Here is a 16,393-nt window from a genome sequence, read left to right as displayed (position 1 = left end):
CCGAATGTCATCCTCGGGGTTGTCCCGAGGACCATCGGCCATGCTCAAGCGGCGAGCTTTACCCACACCGGCACATGATCGGACGGCTTTTCTTGCGCACGCGTTTCCCGGTCAATGCCGGAGGAGCGCAGCAGGTCGGCGGCCTGGCTTGAAAGCAGCATGTGATCGATGCGAATGCCGTCGTCCTTCCGGAATGCGCCCGCTTGATAATCCCAGAATGTGTAGACGCCCGGTCCCGGATGGCACGCGCGCGTCGCGTCCGTAAAACCGAGATTGACGAGCGCCCGCCATGCCGACCGGCTCTCAGGCTGGAATAGTGCGTCGTTCGCCCACGCTTGCGGCCGCTTGGCGTCTTCGGGCTCCGGAATGACATTGAAATCGCCCGCAAGGATCAGTGGCATTTCCTCGGCAAGCAGCGCTTTGGCGCGTGTCTGCATGCGTTTCATCCAGGCGAGCTTGTAGGCAAACTTCTCTGTCCCGATGGGATTGCCGTTCGGCAGGTAGAGCGACACCACGCGGATCATTTTCGGCCCGAGCGCCACCGATGCCTCGATCCAGCGCGAATGCTGGTCGCTATCATCGCCCGGCAATCCGCGCACCACATCTTCAAGCGGGGTCTTCGACAGGATCGCGACGCCGTTAAAACCCTTTTGTCCGTTCGTCGCGACGTTGTAGCCCATGTCCTGAAAGGCTTGCGCTGGGAAGCCGTCATCGACGGACTTGATCTCTTGCAGACAGACGACGTCGGGCGCGTGGTTGCGCAAATAGGTCAGCGCCGCTTCGAGCCGCGCTTTGACGCCGTTGATGTTCCACGTTGCGATGATCATGCTCGCGCTACGTCCATAGAATTTCAATACACCATGGCGAGGCTTGTCCCGGCCATCGAGGAAAATAGCGCTAAATGAGACGGGTCAGATCGAAAAGCTGGTGCCGCAGCCGCAAGAGGCCGTCGCCACCGGATTGTTGATCTTGAACGACGCGCCAATCAGGTCGTCGACGAAGTCGATCTCGGCGCCTTCCATATATTGCTGGGAAACCGGATCAATTACCACGGTTGCGCCGTTGTGCTGGATCACAAGATCGTCGTCGGCTTTGTGACCGACAAGATCGAACTTATATTGGAAGCCCGAGCAGCCGCCACCTTCAACCGAAACGCGCAACACCGGCGCGGCGGCCTCGTTGGCAACGATTTCCGCGATGCGGTTTGCGGCACGGTCTGTGACGGTGATTGTCATCGTACGATCAAATCTTGAGCGGTTAAAAAGCCCCAATCGCCGGCCGAGAAAGCTGGCATCCGGAACCCTCAAAAGATAGGAAGGCGGCAGTCGAAGTCAAATGCTTAAAGCTCGCGGATAATGGCAACCCAGGCTAAATCGCTGCCGGACCCCTTGGATTATGGCCAGAACCTCCGGCCGGGAGAGCGTAGGCCCGCGCCTTATGCCGCGAATGCTGTGCCGTCGCGGGGGCGCTACTTTCCCGAATCGGATTGCCCGACCCGCAGCCCGTTCCAGCGCGACCGCGACCGCATTTTGCACGCGACCGCCTTCCGGCGTTTGACCTACAAGACGCAAGTCTTCCTGCCGCATGAAGGCGACCATTTCCGAACCCGGCTGACCCACTCGCTGGAGGTCGCGCAGATCGCCCGCACCGTTGCCCGCCAGCTTCGTCTCGATGAAGACCTGGCCGAGACGATCGCGCTGGCGCATGACCTCGGGCATTCTCCATTCGGGCATGCGGGTGAACGCGCTCTCGACGATGCTATGAAAGCCTACGGTGGTTTCGACCACAACGCCCAATCGCTGCGTATCGTGACGACGCTCGAACGCAAGTATCTGGCCTTCGACGGCCTGAACCTCTCCTGGGAAACGCTCGAAGGTCTCGCCAAGCATAACGGACCGCTGTCGAAGGCCGATAGCGCGGTTGCCAAGGTCTTGGGCCACATCGAGGCTTGGAAATCGTTGCACCTCGATGCATGGCCGTCCGCCGAAGCGCAGGTTGCAAGTCTCGCCGACGACGTCGCTTATCTCTCGCATGACGTCGATGACGGTCTGCGCGCCGGATTGATTACGTTCGACATGTTGTTCGACGTGCCGGTGGCCGGGCCGATCGCGCGAGATGTTCAGGCCATCGCGCACGGTGCCGAACCAAGCCGGGCCATCTACGAGGTGACGCGCCGCATGATCACCGTCATGGTCGCCGACATCGTCACTGAAAGCCGCCGCCGTCTCGCAGCTATCGCTCCCAACAGCCCGGATGACATTAGCGCCGCAGGCCGAGCTGCGGTCGCGTTCTCCGCCGGCATGGCCGCCGATCTCGGCCGTCTCAAGAGCTTCCTGTTCCAAGCCGTCTATCACCACGGGCGCGTTTTGGGCGTCATGAAGCAGGCGGAGAAGGTCGTCCGTGACCTCTTCGAGAAATATCACGCCGACGCCGAAACGCTTCCCACGGGCTGGCGCGAAGCGCTTCCCGGCCTCGATGAGCGGCAGCGCGCGCACCTGGCATGCGACTTCCTGGCCGGACAGACCGACCGATACGCGCTTGCCGAACACCGCCGCCTATTTGACGTCACCCCGGAACTGGGCTAGGCGCGAAGCCCCATTTCCCCGCTGGCGGCCGGCTCCCCGCAGGGGCGTCGCCAGCGCGCATCAAAAAGGCCTTTCATGAACGTTTTCGCCGAAGTCGCCGCCCGCGTAACGACCGCGCTCGAAGCTCTGAAATCAGAGGGCGTTCTGCCTGCGGATCTTCCGCTTCCATCCTTCGACGCCGAACCGCCCCGCGATGCGAGCCATGGCGACGTCGCCGTCAACGCCGCGATGATGCTGGCGAAGCCCGCGAAGATGAAACCGCGCGATATCGCCGAGGCATTAAAGGCAAAGCTCGAAACCGCGCCGGACGTCGAGAAGGTCGAAGTCGCCGGTCCGGGCTTCCTCAACATCACGTTCAAGCCGGAAGTCTGGCAGCAGCTCGTCCGCACGATTTTGAAGTCCGGCCAGCGCTACGGCGCAGGCACCGTCAGCCAAAGCGGCAAGCTCAACGTCGAGTACGTGTCGGCCAATCCCACTGGACCGATGCACGTCGGTCATTGCCGCGGCGCCGTGTTTGGTGACGCGCTCGCAAACCTTCTCGTCTTTGCCGGTTTCGACGTTACGCGTGAATACTACATCAACGACGCGGGCGGGCAGGTGAATGTGCTCGCACGCTCTGCCTTTCTGCGCTACCGCGAAGCGCTGGGCGAGGATATCGGCGCCATTCCGGAAGGTCTCTATCCCGGTGAATACCTGAAGCCGGTCGGAGCCGCGCTCGCCGCTGAGCATGGTCCATCGCTCCTCAACATGCCGGAAGAGCGCTGGCTGCCGCTCGTACGCTCCTTCGCGATCTCCAAAATGATGGAGATGATCAAGGACGATCTCGCCGCGCTCAACATCCGCCACGACGTCTTCTTCTCCGAAGCCTCGCTGACCTCGAACGGCCGCGACCAGGTCAAGGCCGCGATCGAGGTGCTGCGGGCCAAGGGCCTTATCTACGAAGGCACGCTCGAAAAGCCGAAGGGCCACGACGACGATGAGTGGGAAGACCGCGTCCAGACGCTGTTCAAATCAACCGCCTATGGCGACGATGAAGACCGCGCGCTGCAAAAGTCCGACGGCAGCTACACCTACTTCGCGGGCGACGTCGCCTACCATTACGACAAGTTGCAGCGGGGCTTCCGCCATCTGATCAACGTCTTCGGCGCCGATCACGTCGGCTACATCCCGAGGATGAAAGCCGCGGTTGCCGCGCTATCTGACGGGGAAGCCGACCTCGATATCAAGGTCGTCAATCTCGTTCGCCTGTTCAAAGGCGGCGAGCCCTACAAGATGTCGAAGCGGGCGGGCACCTTCGTGACCCTTCGCGATGTGGTGGACGAGGTGGGCCGCGATCCGGTCCGCTACATGATGCTTTACCGGAAGAACCAGGAAACGCTCGACTTCGACTTCGCCAAGGTCACCGAGCAGTCAAAGGACAACCCCGTCTTCTACGTGCAGTATGCTCACGCTCGGGCCGCCAGCGTCTTGCGGAACGCAGCCGAGCAGGTCGCCGGCATAGACGTGTCGACCCAAGCGCTTCAGAACGCTGATCTCTCGATCCTGACGGATGCGGGCGAAATTGATCTCGTCAAACGCCTCGCCAGTTTCCCACGCCTGATCGAAGGTGCCGCGGCCGCGCACGAGCCGCATCGGATCGCGTTCTACCTCTATGATCTCGCGAGCGCTCTCCACACCCAATGGACCCGAGGCAACGATTCGCCACATTTACGATTTATTCAGGCAAATGACGGGGTTGCGACTTCAGCCAGACTCGCGCTGATTTCCGCGACAAAGACGGTGATAAAATCGGGGCTTGGGATCCTAGGCGTCGAGGCGCCCGACGCAATGCGTTAAAGTCTCGACTCGACGATTAGGCGCAACCACTACTTGCGCCCCACTCTAAGGGGGTTTCCGCGATGTCCTCGCAGAACGCATTTCCCGGGCAGAATTCCGGCAGGCCGCTTGCCCGCCCCACAACGCAGACGAGCAATTCCCAGCCATCCTGGGTCAATCCGCAGGCGCAGCCGGTAGGCCGTCCTCAGCAGCAGCCACAGCAGGCGAATGCGTGGCCGCCGCAGCAGCAGCCGGCGCAGAATTACCCTGATTACGGTCAGCAGGGGTTCGGCGGCCGCCAGCCCGCCGCGCCTCAGCAACCGGATTACGGCCAGTGGAGCGAACCGCAGCGTGGTGGCGTACAGTCCGGGTCACAGACCGGATACGGTGGCTATCCACAGGACAACGGCGGCCAGCAGCACGACCCTTATGCGCCGCAGTTCGAGCCTTACGTTCCGCCGTCACGGCCCAATTACACCCAGCCGCCGCAACAGCGTCAGCCGCAGTCGGCGCCAAGCTTCACCCAGCCGCAGCACACGTCGGATTACGGCACGCAGCAGCCGCAGACCCGCGCGCCGCAGTGGCCCGCCCGCGAGCCGGAGCCGCGCGGCTTCGATCCGGGCGGTTTCGGCACGCCGCAGCAGCCATCCTATCCGGTGCAACAGCCCGCTCATTCTGCGCCGACGTTCGGCCAGCAGCAGTATCACGAGAACGAGCTAAGCGCCGCCGACTGGGCCGGGCCGCACGATTCGTTCGGTCACGATATCTATCAGCAGCAACAGCACGGTGACCCGCAGCTCGGTTTCGCCCAGGCCGAGGGCGGTGAGCTGGAGCCCGTCTATAGCGACGAAGAGTACGAATACGAGGACGAGGAAGTCGCGCCGCGCAGCCGCCGCCCCATGTTGATTCTCGCGGCTTTGGTCGGCGCCATCGTGATCGGTGGCGGCGTCGCCTACGGCTACAAAAAATTGACCGGCGGCAGCCATCCCGAAGGCGAGCCGCCCGTGATCAAGAGCGATGATTATGCCGCCAAGACCAAACCGGCGGACGCCGGCGGCAAACAGTTCCCGTATTCCGATACCAAGATCATGGGCCGCCTCGGCGACGGCACCTCGTCGGCATCGGCCGAAGCCGCAAACGGCTCGTCCGACGGCGAGGCGTCGCAAGACCAAGACGGTCCGCGGAAGGTTTCTACGCTGGTCGTGGGCCGCGACGGCAGCATCATGGCGCCCGCGACGCCCACTCAAGATCTGGCGACGCCGCCACAGCAAGGCGGAGCTGGCGTGCCCGGTACCGCCCTCGTGGATGTCTTCGGCCAGCAGCAGCAGGCAGCGGCCGCTTCGCCTCCGCCGCCCGCCACAAATGACGCGCCGTCCGAACCTGACGACGCCGCTCCGCCGCAGAAATCAAAGCCGGTCAAGATTACGACGATCAATTCGCCGACCAGCGACAATGCGCCGACGCCACCGAAGAAGAAATACAAGAAGGTCGCGCGTGCGGAGCCGACGGTCGAAACGGATGCGAACAGCGATGCGCCGCCCGTGACGACGCATAGCGGTACCGACTTCGTCGCAGTTCTCGCCTCGATCCCGCATTCGTCTTCGAGCCGCATTGATGCTTTGAAGCGATTTGCGGACATGCAGCAGAAATATTCCACGGCGCTCGCCGGTAAAACACCCGACATTGCCTCTGCAAATCTGTCGAAGGGCGTCTATGATCGTCTCGTGGTCGGGCCGCCGGGCTCGCGCGAGCAGGCCAGCAACGTTTGCGTGCAGCTGAAAGCTGAAGGCTATCAAGGCTGCTGGGTGACGTCGTACTGATCTTCTGCCGCCCCGTTATCTGCCCGGCTGGCGCCACCGCGCCGGCCGGTTGCGTGTCGGCTGCGGGCTTTGTTACGAACGGCCTTGGAGGGCCAACTTGTAATGACGGCAAGTCTGATCGCCGGTCTTTCCGGTGTCACGCTCACCGATGACGAGCGGCGCTTCTATCGCGACGTCCAGCCTGCCGGTGTGATCCTGTTTCGCCGCAACGTCTTCGACCGGGGGCAGATCGCGCGCCTGATCGACGAGACGAAAAACGCGGTCGGCAGTGATGATTTCCTCGTTCTGATCGATCAGGAGGGCGGCCGAGTTCAACGCCTCAGGCCCCCGATCGCTCGCGCACTGCCCCCCGCTGCGGCCTTCGCAGATTTGTTTGCAGAAGACCCGGAGGAGGGGAAAGAAGCCGCCTTCGCGGTTGCCCGTTTAACGGCGGAAGAGCTTCGCGCCTTCGGCATCACGATGAACTGCGCGCCCGTCGCCGACCTGCCCGTCGAAGGCGCCCACGAAATCATCAGCGACCGCGCCTATGGCCGAGGCGTCTCCCAGGTCGTGGCGCTGGCGCAGGCGGTTGCCGACGGTTATCTAGCGGGCGGCGTCGTACCGGTCGTGAAACACATCCCAGGCCACGGCCGCGCTACGGCGGATAGTCATCTGGCGCTGCCCGTCGTCATGACCTCGCACAAGACGTTGTCGGCGACCGACTTCGCTCCGTTTAAAGCGCTGGCCGCGCTGCCGGCCGCCATGACCGCCCACGTCGTCTATGCCGATATTGACGCCGAAAACCCCGCCAGCACATCGGCCGTCGTGACGCGCGATGTCATCCGCGGCGAGATCGGGTTCGACAACCTGCTGATGAGTGACGATCTGAGCATGCAGGCGCTGAGCGGACCCATGCGCGCCCGGGCCGAAGCCGTAATCGCCGCGGGCTCCGATCTAGCCCTTCACTGCAACGGCGATATCGACGAAATGCGCGCCGCCGCCGAGGGAGTGCCGAAGCTTTCGGGCCGCGCCGCCGAAAGATTTGCCGCAGCCTGCGCTTGCGTCACGCCCCCGGAGCCTTACGATAAAGAGCGGGCTCTGCAACTCTTGGCCGCACTCCTGGACGAGCAGACTCCGACCGTTTGAATCAGTGTAGTGTCCGGCGGTGCGCCAGCGATTGGCCGCAGGCACTTTGCCGCGACAACGAAACCGAGATCCGATGGACGAGATGGCAGCCGAGGGCGAAGGAGAGGCTCCCGAATGGGAGGCTTCCGGCCTGGATGACATGCCGGCTGCAGGCGAAGCCTTCGTCGTCGATATCGACGGTTTCGAAGGCCCGCTCGATTTGCTGCTCGCACTGGCGCGGACGCAAAAGGTCGACCTCGCGAAGGTTTCGATCCTGGCGCTGGTCGAGCAATATCTTGGCTTCATCGCTGAGGCGCAACGCCTGAGACTAGAAATCGCCGCCGATTATCTCGTCATGGCGGCGTGGCTGGCCTACCTCAAATCCCGACTTCTGCTGCCCAAGGAAAAAGACAGCGCCGATACGGCGACGGCCGAAGAACTGGCGCAGAAGCTGTCCTTCCGTCTCATGCGCCTCAACGCTATGCGCGACAAGGCCGCCGTGCTGATGACGCGCCGCCGGCTCGATCGTGATGTCTTTGCACGCGGCCTGCCCGAGCACATCAAGGTCACGCGCGATACGACCTACACGGCCGCTGTCTACGATCTGTTGAAGGCGTATTCCGACCAGCGAAAGCGCACCATTCGCGTCGTTCACGTCGTGAAAGCGCGCCGCGTGTGGTCGATCAAGGAAGCGCGCCTGAGGCTCGAAAAGCTGGTTGGCGCCACCGAGGGCCACTGGGCTCAGCTCGATCTCTTTTTTGAGCAATACCTGCCGAAGAACGAGGAGGAACGCTCTGCACTCGCGAGTTCCTTCGGCGCGACGCTGGAAATGGCCCGGGAAGGGTTAATCGAGCTTCGCCAGGACGAGCCGTTCGCGCCGATTTACATGCGCAAGCGCGAGGAAGGCGCTCAGTGGGAAAAGATCGGCTAATTGCGCCGCAAAGATCGCTATAAGGGGACTGATAAAGCCATGGTTCCGCCGAGACTGACATTGGTGTCGGACAATACCCGCGAGAAGAAAGAAACGCCCGCGAGCGGCGCCTCGCCAGAGACGCGCGCCGACGCTCCGCCTGCCGCATTGAGCGATCCGGAGAAGGTGGACGCGCCGGAGGTCCAAAGCCGCAATCGCGAAAAGCTTCGCCGTCTCGAAGCCATGCTGTTTGCAGCTTCCGAACCTCTCGATGTCAAAGCACTCATGCGTGGCCTCGACGGTGATGACGACGTCAACGCGCTGCTGACCGAATTGCAGGCCGAATACCGCGATCGCGGCGTCAATCTCGTGCGCGTCGCCGGGCGCTGGCAGTTCCGCACGGCCGACGATCTTTCCTTTCTGCTCGAACGCCAGCAGAAGGACGAGCGCAAGCTTTCCAAGGCCGCGCTCGAAACGCTGGCGATCGTCGCCTACCACCAGCCTGTGACGCGCGCCGAGATTGAGGAAATCCGCGGCGTCTCGACGTCGCCTGGAACGCTCGACGTGCTGATGGAGACGGGCTGGATTCGGCCGCGTGGTCGCCGCCGCGCTCCTGGCCGTCCGCTGACTTATGGAACGACTGAGGAGTTCCTGGTCCACTTCGGCATGGACAGCATCAAGGACCTACCCGGTCTTGCCGATCTCAAGGCATCGGGCCTTCTCGATGCCAACCTGCCGCCGGGCTTCACGGTCCCGTCACCAACCGACGTTGCTGCCCTGATGCCGGATGAGCTTCCGTTGACCGACGATGGCGACGAGGAGGAGGAGCAGGAAGAACTCGCGCTCGACGAGGCAGACGAGCCGGAAGCCGACGACGAGACCGCGGCCGAAGCGCCGGACGACGGCGAAAAGTAAATCCCAGCGAAAATTACTTTTCATTAATTTGTCCGCTGCGAGGCCGCAAATGGCCAAATCCGCAGCAATTCGAGCGAACCTAGGCAATTCGCCGGAGCTCCCTGAGCCGCGGTGAGGCGATGCGAACCTTGCCGCGCCTTGGAGGTTCTGCGATAAAGCCTTAAATACGTTGAGCAGCAGCCTTCCATCAACTCCAGGCTGCCGCCGAAAGGTCTTACGATGGGTTTCAGCGCGCAACACATTCTTCTGCTCTTGATCATTGCCCTGCTGCTGTTCGGCCGCGGCAAGATTTCCGAGTTGATGGGCGACGTTGCCAAGGGCATCAAGAGCTTCAAGAAGGGCATGGCCGAGGACGATGAGCCTAAGCCCATGCCGCGGACGATCGAAAACGAAGCAACCAATCCGGACCGTTCGAAGGTCGGGTGACCGCTTCGGGCTCGCAGCGTTGCGGCTGATCTCGACAGGGTTGCTCGATGTTTGACATCAGCTGGAGCGAGCTTCTGATCCTCGGGATCGTGACGCTTGTTTTCGTTGGTCCCAAGGAATTGCCGGTCTTCCTGCGCACCCTCGGCCGCTACGCCGGGATGGTGCGCCGGCACGCGAACGACTTCAAAGCTCAGTTCGACGCCGCGATGCGTGAAGCTGAGCTTGATTCGATGCGCAAGGAAGTCGAGCAAATGCAAAGCTCGATCAATTCCGAAGTCATGAAGGCCAAGAGCACGATCAACGATGCGGCGTCCGCCGCCAAGATCGAAGCGCCAGCCGCGCCTATGTCGGCCAGCGCCGCAGCTCCTGCCATTCAGCCCGACACCACTGCTCCGCAGATGACTCCCCTCCCATTGCCGCCGATGCCCGCGTCGCCCTCTGAGATGGCTGCGGCAGAAGCACGGCAAGCCGCCGTAAAAGCGGAGTCCTGACGTCATGCAGGAACGGCTGCCGACATCCGGCTCCGAGACCGAAGCGCTGCGCGACGGTCAGGATGAGATCGACGCCAGCAAAGCGCCGCTGCTCGATCATCTGATCGAACTGCGCCAGCGTCTGATCTACGCGCTCGGCGCCTTCGTCGTAATGTTCTTCATCTGCTTCTCAGTCGCAGGCCACATCTACAACGTGCTCGTCTGGCCCTACATGTGGGCGTCCGGCAACGATCACGTAAAGCTCATCGCGACGCACTTCCTCGAACAGATCATGACGCAGGTGAAGCTCGCCATGTTCGGCGCGGCGTTCCTGTCGTTTCCCGTCATCGCCACACAGGTCTACAAGTTCGTCGCTCCCGGACTCTACAAGAACGAGCGCCGCGCCTTCCTGCCGTATCTCATCGCAACCCCGGTGCTGTTTCTGCTTGGCGCGATGATGGTCTACTTCGTCGCGATGCCGGTCATCATCAAGTTCTCGATCGGCCTGACGCACACATCCGGGCCGGGCACGCCCGAGATCGAATTGCTTCCGAAAGTCTCCGAATATCTGTCGCTCATCATGACGCTGATTTTCGGCTTCGGGTTGGTGTTCCAGCTGCCGGTTGTCTTAACCCTGTTGGCGCGCACCGGCATCGTCACGTCTCAGGCTCTTGCAGCCGGACGGCGCTACGCAATCGTCGGGATCTTCGCAGCGGCCGCGCTGCTGACACCGCCCGACGCGCTCAGCATGTGCATCATGGCTTTTCCGACGATCGGGCTTTACGAAGCTTCAATCCTCGCCGTGCGCTTCGTCGAGAGGCAGCAGGCCAAGGCCAAATCCGACGCATAGCTCCTATTCGCTCATGACGGTTTATGCGCCGTCATGGCTGCGACGCGCGCTCGCTGCGCAATCTCGAAGCGTGCGCATCCCGCGATGAAACGGGGCATGCTGAGCGCCTTGTTCTGGATCAAGAGAACGAAGCATATCTCCTATTCAAGTCAGTACCAAAACCTGTCGTGCGATCTCGAAATCCGAGCCTAACGGATCGAGATGACAATGCGTACATGTCTGCAAGAGCGGTCGCCAAGATGACGTCGCCAAGACAACGAACAGAATATCGAGGAGCAATTCGATGTCCGCATTTCTAAAGGTTTTTGTTGCAGTCGCTGCACTGACTGCAGCTTCGAGCAACCTCGCTTTTGCGAGCTATGAATCAAACCAGGTCTGTCAGGATCATGCCTATACGCACTGCCGTTAAGCTTTGCGTTTGATGGCGACCGCCGCCGTCACCGCGATACGAGCCTCAGAAACATTGCAGCAGCAGGAAACGAAATCCTGCTGCAGGACGAAGATTGACTTGTCGCTGAGCGTGGCAAGTTACGAGGATCGGCCGCGAGATGTTCGGCGATTGAAGCTAATTCGAATGGCTAGAGCCAAAGGCCACTACTAAGGAACAATACCAATGACCAAAACATTCAAAGCAACATTTGTTGCGCTCGCGTTTCTCGTCAGCGCCACCCCGGCGACGATGGCGTTCGCCGCTACGGGCGGAAACGGTACGTATCAGGCGTGCGAGAACCACGAATATACGCCTCACGGCATCTGGGACTGCCGTTAATCGTCCCGCGGAATGATGGTGCGTGGACACCATAAGTTCGAAGACGTTGCAGTGATCCAATCGCGCGACAAAGACGTGAGGGACGCTCCCAAAAAGTAAAATGATGCTGCACGCCGATCATTTGAGATTGGCCGTCAGCGGGGAGCGTGACTTGCGAGTGTGAAAGGACTGCGAGGCATTCGGACGTTTGACACTAATGTCAACTCAAAGGACCACGCACATGTCTAAAGCTCTGAAAATCGCCGTTGCAGTCTTTGCACTGTCCATCAGCGCCGCTCCGGCCACCGTCGCATTCGCGGCTTCGGCTGGCGATCAGGCCTCGTGCTCGTCGAGCCAGCCCACGCCGCACGGCGTCTGGGACTGCCGATAAATTGTTGAAATTGGGTGGCGCCCGTTTTTCGGGTGCCATCCGATTGTCCCGGACTGGACCGGGTGCAGCGCATCGTATAGGACGGCCCCACAGTTACGACCGTGAAGGGGCCACCCGTGTTCGACATCAAGTGGATCAGAGATAACGCCGAGACTTTCGATGAGGGTCTGCGTCGCCGTGGACTCGAACCGCAAGCCGGGCGCATCATTGCGCTCGACGATAAGCGCCGCGCACTGCTGACATCGCTCCAGGAAGCACAGTCGCAGCGCAACGCCGCCTCCAAGGAAATCGGTAAGGCGAAAGCCGCCAAGGACGATGCCACAGCCTCGCGGTTGATGGCAGAGGTCGCCGCGCTTAAGGATACGATCGCCAGCGGTGAAGAAGAAGAACGCGTTCTCGATGCTGAGATCCGCGATGTCCTCTCCGTTATTCCCAATACACCGCGCGCTGACGTTCCCTACGGCACGGACGAAACGGGCAATGTCGAAGTTCGCAAGGTCGGCACGCCCAGCACGTTCGATTTCGCGCCGAAGCAGCACTTCGAAATCGGCGAGGCGCTGGGCCTCATGGACTTCGAAGCCGCGCAGAAAATTTCCGGCGCGCGTTTCGTCGTACTGAAGGGCGCGCTCGCGCGATTGGAGCGCGCCATCGCGAGCTTCATGCTCGATCTGCACACGGGCGAATTCGGCTACACTGAAGTCAATCCGCCGCTGCTCGTGAAAGACCAGGCCGCCTACGGCACCGGCAACCTGCCGAAGTTCGCCGAGGATCTGTTCAAGACCACTAACGACTTCTGGCTTATTCCAACCGCCGAAGTCTCGCTGACGAACCTCGTGCGCGAGCAGATCCTCGATGAGGCACAACTGCCGATGCGCATGACGGCATGGACGCCATGCTTCCGTTCTGAAGCCGGCGCCGCTGGTCGCGATACGCGCGGCATGATCCGCCAGCATCAGTTCTCGAAAGTCGAGCTTGTCTCCGTCGTCACGCCCGAGACGGCGCTCGAAGAACATGAGCGCATGACATCATGCGCCGAAGAAGTTCTGAAGCGCCTCGGCCTGCCGTTCCGCACGATGCTTCTGTGCACGGGCGACATGGGCTTTGCCTCGCAGAAGACGTATGACATCGAAGTCTGGTTGCCGGGACAGAACGCCTATCGTGAAATTTCTTCGTGCTCTGTCTGCGGTGATTTCCAGGCCCGGCGTATGGACGCGCGCTATCGACCGAAAGACGGCGGCAAGCCCGTCTACCCAAACACGCTGAACGGTTCGGGTCTCGCGGTCGGCCGCACGCTGATCGCCGTGCTCGAAAACTACCAGCAGGCCGATGGCACCGTTGTCATTCCCGATGCACTTCTCCCCTATATGGGCGGATTGGCGCAGATCCAGAAAGCGTAGTTCTCTGAGGACCGACGAGTGCTTCGCCCTTACGACATTGTTGTCGTCAATCAGGATGTTGATGACGAAGACATTCGCTGCCTTGAGGGCTATGTCATCGGCGAAGTGTCGCCTGAGCAAATTGGCGTCTTCGTGTATGAACGAGAGCGGGTCTGGTGCCTCCATCCATCCAGCGTCCGTGCTACAGGCGCAAGCGACGAAGGTGCACGGCATGAACGTGGAACTCCGCTTCGCGTGAATTCAAAGGGCGAAATCATCGGCTGAACAATGCGCATCCTCATCACCAACGACGACGGCATCAACGCTCACGGGCTTGAAATTCTAAAAGCGATCGCGCTGGGAATTTCGCCCGATGTCTGGACGGTTGCGCCGGAGACAAATCAATCCGGCACGGCGCACTCGATGACGCTGCATACACCGCTGCGTCTGCGCAAACTTGACGAGCGCACGCACGCAATCACCGGTACGCCGACCGACTGCGTGATCATGGCCGTTCGCCATATCTTGCTCGATCAGCCGCCGGATCTCATTCTGTCCGGCGTCAATCACGGCTCGAATCTCGCCGAGGATGTGACCTATTCGGGCACTGTTGCTGCTGCGATGGAAGGTGCCATTCTTGGCATTCCCTCGATCGCACTGTCGCTGATGATGGGCTTCGAAGAAGGCGCCCGCCGCGCGCTATGGGATACGCCGCTTGCTCACGCGCCGTCGCTGATCCGGAAGCTTCTTGATGAAAAGTGGGATCTAAAGACGCTCATCAATATCAACTTTCCGGACGCTGCTCCCGATGAAATCAAGGGCGTGGCCGTTACTTCGCAGGGCGTACGCGATCAGGGGCTGCTCGATATCGACAGCCGGATAGACCCCTGGGGCACGCCGTACTTCTGGTTCGGTTTCGAGCGCCGCATGTCGACGCTCGTTCCCGGAACTGATATTGCCGCGATTGCCGAAGGCAAAATTTCCGTCACACCGCTGAGCATTGATCTCACCGAATATCGTGCGTTGGACGCGCTGAAGGGCAAGCTGGCCTAAAGCGCTCGCCTGCGGCGATGCCACTTCAAGCGCAAAAGCCGCGGGTTTGACGAAATCCTTCCGCGAAGTGAGCGCAATTGTCATCTAAGCAGAGAAAACTCGGAAGCGGTGTGCAATGCATCGGTTCCGGCGTCTTCGACTTTTCCAAACGGGCCGTTCACTCTGTGGGGCAGGGGCGGATGGTTCTCAGCACGATACGACAACTCGGGGCATCGATTTAAAATCGCGCGGCGGTGTTTACCGCCTGTTAACCGGTTAAAGGTTAATAGATAGTGCGAGTAGAGGTGCGTACCATGATGAGTTGTTTTGGCGTTGGCCAGTGCGGTCGCTTGTGCCTCAAGTCCGCGACGGCTTTTTCTCTAATATTCGCAAGCATTTCCATGGCCGGTTGCAGCGCGGATATCACGCGTTTCGACAGTACGTCATTTGCCCTTAACGATCCTCCGGAAACCGGCAGCAATCCGGCGCCGCGAGAATCCGTATACAGTAATTCACTTAGCGATAACCAACCCGTCGAAGGTTCGACACCGCGCGGCCCCTATGGCGCAGGCGCTTCGTCCGTCCAGGTTGCTGCTCTTCCTGATGCGAACAACGACCGCTCTTACGCGCCGCCGCCAGCGTATCGTCAACCGACGTATCAGCAGCCGGCATATCAACAGCCTGCCTATCGTCAGCCGACCTACAACGCGAAGCCGTCTAGCCAGACGCGCAGCGCCAGCGTGCCGTCGCATGGCGCTCCGATTGCCAAAGGCGAAGCTATTGAAGTGCAACCGGGCGACACGCTTTACGGTTTGTCGCGTCGCCATCACGTCTCTCTGGCGGAGATGACGACCCTCAACAATCTGAACAATCCGAACATTCATCCGGGCCAGAAGCTTTATCTTCCAGCCGCCGATGGCGGCGGTTACACACCGCGTTCGAGCGCTGCTGCCGCGAGTGCGGCGGTCGAAGCTGCGCGTCCGGCACCTGTTCCGCTTGTCCAGGCGACGCCCGACGTCGCCGTTCGCTACAATGCGAGCTACACGGTGCAGCCGGGTGACTCTCTCTATGGGATCTCCCGTGCGCACGGCGTGAAATTTTCCGAGCTGCAGCAGGTCAACGGCATCAGCGACCCGCGTCGCGTAAAGCCTGGCACCGTCTTGCGCATTCCGGGGCGCGGCGGCAATGAAGCACCGGCACGCATAGCCGCCAACACGCCGCCGGCGCCGCCTCTGCCGCCTGCCGCGTCGAGGCAACCTGAGCCGACTGCGCCACCGCCGCCGATCGCCGATGCGCAACCATCCGAACCGCAGCGCTATGGCGACGCGACGACGACGCAGCCGACGATCATCAATGGCGAGAAGCGTGTCGCGTCGCTCTCGAACCAGACGAACGACGCATCTCCCGTCGTACCGCCCGTGCAGCCGTCGCCGCCTGAGCGGAAGCCCGAAGCGGCCGCGCAACCCGTTGCGCCTGAGCAGAAGGTCGCCATCGCAGCTCCGCCGCCGTCATCCGGCCCGGCGACCGTCGATAGCGTCAAACTGCGGTGGCCCGCGAGTGGCAAGATCATTGCTGGTTTCGGCAGTCGCCCGGACGGCACGCATAACGACGGCATCAATCTGCAAGTGCCGCTTGGAACGGATGTTCATGCCGCCGAGTCCGGTGTCGTCGCCTACGCCGGCAGCGAGCTCAAAGGCTACGGCAATCTCGTTCTGCTTCGTCACGACAACGGCTGGGTGACCGCCTATGCCCACAACGACGAGCTTCTCGTGAAGCGCGGCGACAAGGTCAGGCGCGGACAGGTCATCGCGAAAGCCGGCAAGACCGGCTCGGTTGATCGGCCGCAGCTGCATTTTGAATTGCGTCAAGGTTCGAGGCCGGTTGATCCGATACCGTATCTCGAAAAGCTTTGACGCCACGATCTAGCGCGGGGGCAACGCGCTGGCACAGA

At 61.4% G+C, this 16,393-nt stretch carries 17 protein-coding genes; 15 read left to right on the top strand and 2 right to left on the bottom strand.

The window, feature by feature from the left end; translation table 11 throughout:
- Positions 1-44: 44 nt before the first annotated feature.
- Together xth and erpA are read right to left on the bottom strand one after the other, a co-directional pair.
- Positions 45-827 (bottom strand): exodeoxyribonuclease III, encoded by a 783-nt coding sequence (gene xth, locus HYPMC_RS12450; RefSeq protein ID WP_013948312.1) that lies wholly within the window; start codon positions 825-827, stop codon positions 45-47.
- An 84-nt stretch (positions 828-911) separates the two neighbouring features.
- On the bottom strand, positions 912-1,235 hold the full coding sequence (gene erpA / locus HYPMC_RS12445; protein WP_013948311.1) for an iron-sulfur cluster insertion protein ErpA: 324 nt from the start codon (positions 1,233-1,235) through the stop codon (positions 912-914).
- A 120-nt stretch (positions 1,236-1,355) separates the two neighbouring features.
- Here erpA and HYPMC_RS12440 point away from each other — a divergent pair, with 120 nt between their 5' ends.
- The 15 genes from HYPMC_RS12440 (at position 1,356) to HYPMC_RS12380 (ending at position 16,355) form a co-directional block, all read left to right on the top strand.
- Positions 1,356-2,585, top strand: a complete 1,230-nt coding sequence (locus HYPMC_RS12440) for a deoxyguanosinetriphosphate triphosphohydrolase (protein WP_013948310.1) — start codon at positions 1,356-1,358, stop codon at positions 2,583-2,585.
- Positions 2,586-2,660: 75 nt separating this feature from the next.
- Positions 2,661-4,421, top strand: coding sequence for an arginine--tRNA ligase (gene argS / locus HYPMC_RS12435; RefSeq protein WP_013948309.1), 1,761 nt, complete (start codon positions 2,661-2,663; stop codon positions 4,419-4,421).
- Positions 4,422-4,483: 62 nt separating this feature from the next.
- Positions 4,484-6,220 (top strand): SPOR domain-containing protein, encoded by a 1,737-nt coding sequence (locus HYPMC_RS12430; protein ID WP_013948308.1) that lies wholly within the window; start codon positions 4,484-4,486, stop codon positions 6,218-6,220.
- Between the two features lie 102 nt (positions 6,221-6,322).
- The gene (nagZ, locus tag HYPMC_RS12425; RefSeq protein WP_013948307.1) at positions 6,323-7,345 is read left to right on the top strand and encodes a beta-N-acetylhexosaminidase; all 1,023 of its coding nucleotides are present in this window, start codon (positions 6,323-6,325) and stop codon (positions 7,343-7,345) included.
- Positions 7,346-7,418: 73 nt separating this feature from the next.
- A complete protein-coding gene (locus HYPMC_RS12420) occupies positions 7,419-8,255 on the top strand; it encodes a ScpA family protein (protein WP_013948306.1) in 837 nt (278 codons plus the stop codon).
- A gap of 39 nt (positions 8,256-8,294) precedes the next feature.
- Positions 8,295-9,149 (top strand): SMC-Scp complex subunit ScpB, encoded by an 855-nt coding sequence (gene scpB / locus HYPMC_RS12415; RefSeq protein WP_013948305.1) that lies wholly within the window; start codon positions 8,295-8,297, stop codon positions 9,147-9,149.
- 219 nt (positions 9,150-9,368) lie between these two features.
- The gene (locus HYPMC_RS12410; RefSeq protein WP_013948304.1) at positions 9,369-9,575 is read left to right on the top strand and encodes a twin-arginine translocase TatA/TatE family subunit; all 207 of its coding nucleotides are present in this window, start codon (positions 9,369-9,371) and stop codon (positions 9,573-9,575) included.
- A gap of 47 nt (positions 9,576-9,622) precedes the next feature.
- On the top strand, positions 9,623-10,066 hold the full coding sequence (gene tatB / locus HYPMC_RS12405; RefSeq protein WP_013948303.1) for a Sec-independent protein translocase protein TatB: 444 nt from the start codon (positions 9,623-9,625) through the stop codon (positions 10,064-10,066).
- 4 nt (positions 10,067-10,070) lie between these two features.
- Positions 10,071-10,895, top strand: coding sequence for a twin-arginine translocase subunit TatC (gene tatC / locus HYPMC_RS12400; RefSeq protein WP_013948302.1), 825 nt, complete (start codon positions 10,071-10,073; stop codon positions 10,893-10,895).
- Between the two features lie 613 nt (positions 10,896-11,508).
- A complete protein-coding gene (locus tag HYPMC_RS24240) occupies positions 11,509-11,664 on the top strand; it encodes a hypothetical protein (RefSeq protein WP_013948300.1) in 156 nt (51 codons plus the stop codon).
- Positions 11,665-11,884: 220 nt separating this feature from the next.
- Positions 11,885-12,034 (top strand): hypothetical protein, encoded by a 150-nt coding sequence (locus HYPMC_RS24235; protein WP_013948299.1) that lies wholly within the window; start codon positions 11,885-11,887, stop codon positions 12,032-12,034.
- Between the two features lie 116 nt (positions 12,035-12,150).
- On the top strand, positions 12,151-13,431 hold the full coding sequence (serS, locus tag HYPMC_RS12395; protein WP_013948298.1) for a serine--tRNA ligase: 1,281 nt from the start codon (positions 12,151-12,153) through the stop codon (positions 13,429-13,431).
- Between the two features lie 18 nt (positions 13,432-13,449).
- On the top strand, positions 13,450-13,695 hold the full coding sequence (locus HYPMC_RS12390) for a hypothetical protein (protein WP_013948297.1): 246 nt from the start codon (positions 13,450-13,452) through the stop codon (positions 13,693-13,695).
- A 3-nt stretch (positions 13,696-13,698) separates the two neighbouring features.
- Complete coding sequence (gene surE, locus HYPMC_RS12385; protein WP_013948296.1) at positions 13,699-14,463, top strand: 5'/3'-nucleotidase SurE; 765 nt, start codon at positions 13,699-13,701, stop codon at positions 14,461-14,463.
- Between the two features lie 380 nt (positions 14,464-14,843).
- Positions 14,844-16,355, top strand: a complete 1,512-nt coding sequence (locus tag HYPMC_RS12380) for a LysM peptidoglycan-binding domain-containing M23 family metallopeptidase (protein WP_244420885.1) — start codon at positions 14,844-14,846, stop codon at positions 16,353-16,355.
- The last annotated feature ends 38 nt before the right edge of the window (positions 16,356-16,393 follow it).

It is taken from the genome of Hyphomicrobium sp. MC1, assembly GCF_000253295.1.
Classification (GTDB): domain Bacteria; phylum Pseudomonadota; class Alphaproteobacteria; order Rhizobiales; family Hyphomicrobiaceae; genus Hyphomicrobium_B.
The sequence above is the reverse complement of the archived record's forward strand: the minus strand, read 5'-3'. Positions and strand labels throughout refer to the sequence as shown.